Annotated in this window: 5 protein-coding genes; 3 read left to right on the top strand and 2 right to left on the bottom strand. The window is 61.7% G+C overall.

The features are described from left to right. Nucleotides 1-68: 68 nt before the first annotated feature. Entirely contained in the window at nucleotides 69-1,643 is a 1,575-nt protein-coding gene (locus ADADOO_RS07715) for a peptide chain release factor 3 (protein ID WP_511276426.1), read from the top strand. Nucleotides 1,644-1,645: 2 nt separating this feature from the next. Next, nucleotides 1,646-2,098, top strand: coding sequence for a molybdopterin synthase catalytic subunit MoaE (moaE, locus tag ADADOO_RS07710; protein ID WP_511276425.1), 453 nt, complete (start codon nucleotides 1,646-1,648; stop codon nucleotides 2,096-2,098). Nucleotides 2,099-2,161: 63 nt separating this feature from the next. Here moaE and ADADOO_RS07705 read toward each other — a convergent pair whose 3' ends face one another. Together ADADOO_RS07705 and ADADOO_RS07700 are read right to left on the bottom strand one after the other, a co-directional pair. Further along, on the bottom strand, nucleotides 2,162-2,755 hold the full coding sequence (locus ADADOO_RS07705; protein ID WP_511276423.1) for a glutathione S-transferase family protein: 594 nt from the start codon (nucleotides 2,753-2,755) through the stop codon (nucleotides 2,162-2,164). Between the two features lie 3 nt (nucleotides 2,756-2,758). Next, a complete protein-coding gene (locus ADADOO_RS07700; RefSeq protein WP_511276421.1) occupies nucleotides 2,759-3,343 on the bottom strand; it encodes a pyridoxamine 5'-phosphate oxidase family protein in 585 nt (194 codons plus the stop codon). Between the two features lie 111 nt (nucleotides 3,344-3,454). Here ADADOO_RS07700 and ADADOO_RS07695 point away from each other — a divergent pair. Beyond that, nucleotides 3,455-3,560: helix-turn-helix domain-containing protein (locus ADADOO_RS07695; protein WP_511276427.1), on the top strand; the 106-nt coding region annotated here is incomplete at its 3' end.

Raw genomic sequence — 3,560 nt, 5'->3', positions numbered from 1 at the left:
CCTGAACGCCGGTGCTTGCCGGGTGGCGCAGGTATAATGGCCGCCTTTCCGCATTTCCAAGCCCTGCCGTGACTCCCCTCGATACCGAAATTGCCCGCCGGCGAACCTTTGCCATCATTTCCCACCCCGACGCCGGTAAAACGACGCTGACCGAAAAACTCTTGTGGTTCGGCGGCGCCATCCAGGTCGCCGGCGAAGTGCGCGCCCGCAAGGCTTCGCGCCATGCGACGTCGGACTGGATGGAGCTGGAAAAGCAGCGCGGTATTTCGGTGACCTCGTCGGTCATGCAGTTTCCGTATCGCGAATGCATGGTTAACCTGCTCGACACGCCCGGCCACGAGGACTTCTCGGAAGATACCTATCGCACGCTGACGGCCGTCGACTCGGCGGTCATGGTCATCGACTCGGTCAACGGCGTCGAGGCGCAGACGATCAAGCTGTTGAACGTCTGCCGCATGCGCGACACGCCGATCCTGACCTTCATCAACAAGCTCGACCGCGAGGGCAAGGAGCCGATCGATCTGCTCGACGAAATCGAGTCGGTGCTCGGCATCCAGTGCGCGCCGATGACCTGGCCAATTGGTATGGGCAAGCGTTTTCGCGGTGTTTATCACCTCTACGACGACGCTATCGCCTTTTTCGATCCGCAGGCCGAGAAGGGCACGGCGGAGATCATCCAGGGCCTCGACAACCCGCGTCTCGACGAACTGATCGGTAGCCAGGCCGACGAGTTGCGCATGGACATCGAACTGGTTCGCGGCGCCTCGCACGCCTTCGATGCCGAGGCTTACCTGAGCGGCAAGCAGTCGCCGGTTTTCTTCGGTTCGGCGGTCAATAACTTCGGCGTGCAGAGTCTGCTCGACGCCGTGGTCGACCTGTCGCCGCCACCGATTGCCCGGCCGTCCACGACACGCGAAGTGCTGCCGAATGAACCGAAGTTCTCCGGCTTCGTGTTCAAGATCCAGGCCAACATGGACCCCAAGCACCGCGACCGCATCGCCTTCCTGCGCGTCTGTTCCGGTCGTTTCGAGCGCGGCATGAAGGTCAAGCAGGGCGCCGGCGGCAAGCTGCTGTCGGTCAACAACGCCATCACCTTCATGGCGCGTGACCGCAGCACGACCGACGAAGCCTATCCGGGCGACATCATCGGCATCCCGAATCACGGCACCATCCGCCTCGGCGAAACTTTTACCGAGGGCGAAGACCTGCGCTTCACCGGCATCCCGTCCTTCGCGCCGGAACATTTCCGTTTGGCCCGCATCGCCAACCCGCTGAAGATCAAGCAGTTGCAGAAGGGCTTGCAACAGCTGGCGGAAGAGGGCGCGACCCAGTTGTTCCGGCCGCTCTCGGGTACCGACCTGATCCTCGGGGCGGTCGGCACGCTGCAGTTCGACGTGGTGGCCAGCCGTCTGGAGCACGAGTACGGCGTGCAGGTCATTTTCGAGTCCTACAACTGCGCGACGGCGCGCTGGATTCAGGGCGACGCCGCCGAGTTGCGCCAGATTTCCGACCGTTACAGCGCCAACGTCGCGCTCGACGGGGCTGACGACCCGGTCTATTTGGCGCCGAACAATGTTTATCTGAATATGGTCAAAGAAAAATATCCCAAGCTGCGTTTCATGGAAGCTCGCGAGGTAATCTGAGCATGACCGTCCGGGTGCAGGAAGCCGATTTTGACCTTGGTGCCGAGTTGCTGGCGCTGCGCGCGGCTGACCCCCGGGTAGGCGGGTTGGCCAGCTTTTTGGGGCTGGTGCGTGACCTCAACGACGGCGCCAGCGTTTCGGAAATGACGCTCGAGCACTATCCCGGCATGACCGAAAAGGCACTCGAAGAAATCGTCGCCGAGGCCAGGGAGCGCTGGGATATTTACGACGCGCTGGTCATCCACCGCGTCGGCCCGCTCAAGCCCTGCGACCAGATCGTGCTCGTCGCTGTGACCAGCGCCCATCGTGGCGAAGCCTTCGCCGCCTGCGAATTCATCATGGATTACCTGAAGACCCGCGCCCCGTTCTGGAAACGCGAAGCGACGGCCGAAGGCGCACGCTGGGTCGACGCGCGCGAGACCGACGACAGCGCCGCTGCGCGCTGGCAGAAATAGCGCTTTCACCGTGCCGCAGCGACGCTTGTTCGCTACGGCCGGGGCGACTGTTTTCGACTAACTCTAAATGCCCGACATCGGGATGAAGCCGGGCAGGGCCTTGATGCGTGCTATCCACGCCCTGATATTCGGGTAGGGCTGGAGCGAGATGCCGCCTTCGGGCGCCAGCGCAACGTAAGGCATCACCGCGCAGTCGGCAATGGTTGGCCGATCGAGCGCCAGCCATTGGTGTTTGGCGAGATGCGCTTCGATGACCGGCAGGATGTTGTCGGCGCGCTTCACGGTATCGGCCTTGTCGATGGCATAGCCGAATTTGTCGACCAGTCGGGCGGCGCCCGGACCATTCTGGATTTCGTTGGCAGAGGTCGACAGCCATTGCATGACCTCGGCCATGCCGGCCGGGTCGCGCGGCAGCCAGCTTTCGTCACCATATTTGCTGGCCAGGTAAACAAGGATGGCCTGCGAGTCGCGCAGCACCACCGGGGCATCGTCGAGGATGGGCAGCTCGCCGAGCGGGTTGAGGTCGATGAGGGGCGCGCGCTTGTGTTCGCCGCCCATGAAATCGACTGGAACGATGTCCAGCGGAATCTTCGTCAGTGCGGCAAATAGGCGAACCTTGTAGCAGTTACCAGAGGGTTCAAGATCGTACAGTTTCATGTCTTACTCCTGGGTGATGGACGTTGTTGTGAGTGGCGAACAGCGGCTTTGCCACTCGCTTTCGGTAAAGCGCGGGGTGATGTGGCGGGAGCAGTTCCAGTCGAAAGCGGCGATCCGGATGAGCATGATGCGTTCGACGTTGCTCTCGGGAAATCTCATTTTTGCCAATAATTTCGGGTTGACCGTGGCCAGCTCGACAATCTCGACGTGACCCAATATTTTGAGGCGGCGCCGGTTCGGGTAATCCATCAGGATCAGCGCCGCGCGGTCATTCCGGCTCAGGTTGCCGACGCTGACGTACTGGCGGTTGCCGGATAAATCGGCAAAGGCCAGCGTGGTCGGGTCGAGTACCTGGAGAAATCCGGCCTGTCCGCCGCGATGCTGCACATGCGGCCAGCCGCTTTCGCTGACCGTGGACAGGTAAAAGCTGTCGCGGGCCGCAACGAATTCACACTCGCGTGGGCCGAGTTCGACGACCGGTGTTTCACTGATCTCGTCCAGTCCTTCGCCCAGGTCGCGTCCGCCATGGCGGCGCTGGCTGGCCCGGACGCTGGGCGTGTAGGCGATGGTGGCAAAGTGGCGGGACACGGCAGGTTTCCTTTTTGAGGCGGGAAAGTGGTCATCATCAGCTATGCGGTAATCGCAATAAATAGACCTGTAGTTAGAATACTTATGCAAATATCGGTTTAATCTCGCGCCATGGATAAATTGCATGCGATGACCACCTTCGTGCGCATCGTCGAGGCCGGCAGTCTGACGGCCGCCGCCGATCGCCTGGGAACTTCGCCGACCTCGGTGGTGCGCA

This window comes from Azonexus sp. (genome assembly GCF_036170495.1).
Lineage (GTDB): Bacteria > Pseudomonadota > Gammaproteobacteria > Burkholderiales > Rhodocyclaceae > Azonexus.
The sequence above is the reverse complement of the archived record's forward strand: the minus strand, read 5'-3'. Positions and strand labels throughout refer to the sequence as shown.

Excerpts from the sequence above, each read along its gene's own strand:
- moaE (WP_511276425.1), top strand. The coding sequence starts at position 1,646 with ATGACCGTCCGGGTGCAGGAAGCCGATTTTGACCTTGGTGCCGAGTTG.
- ADADOO_RS07705 (WP_511276423.1), bottom strand. The coding sequence starts at position 2,755 with ATGAAACTGTACGATCTTGAACCCTCTGGTAACTGCTACAAGGTTCGC.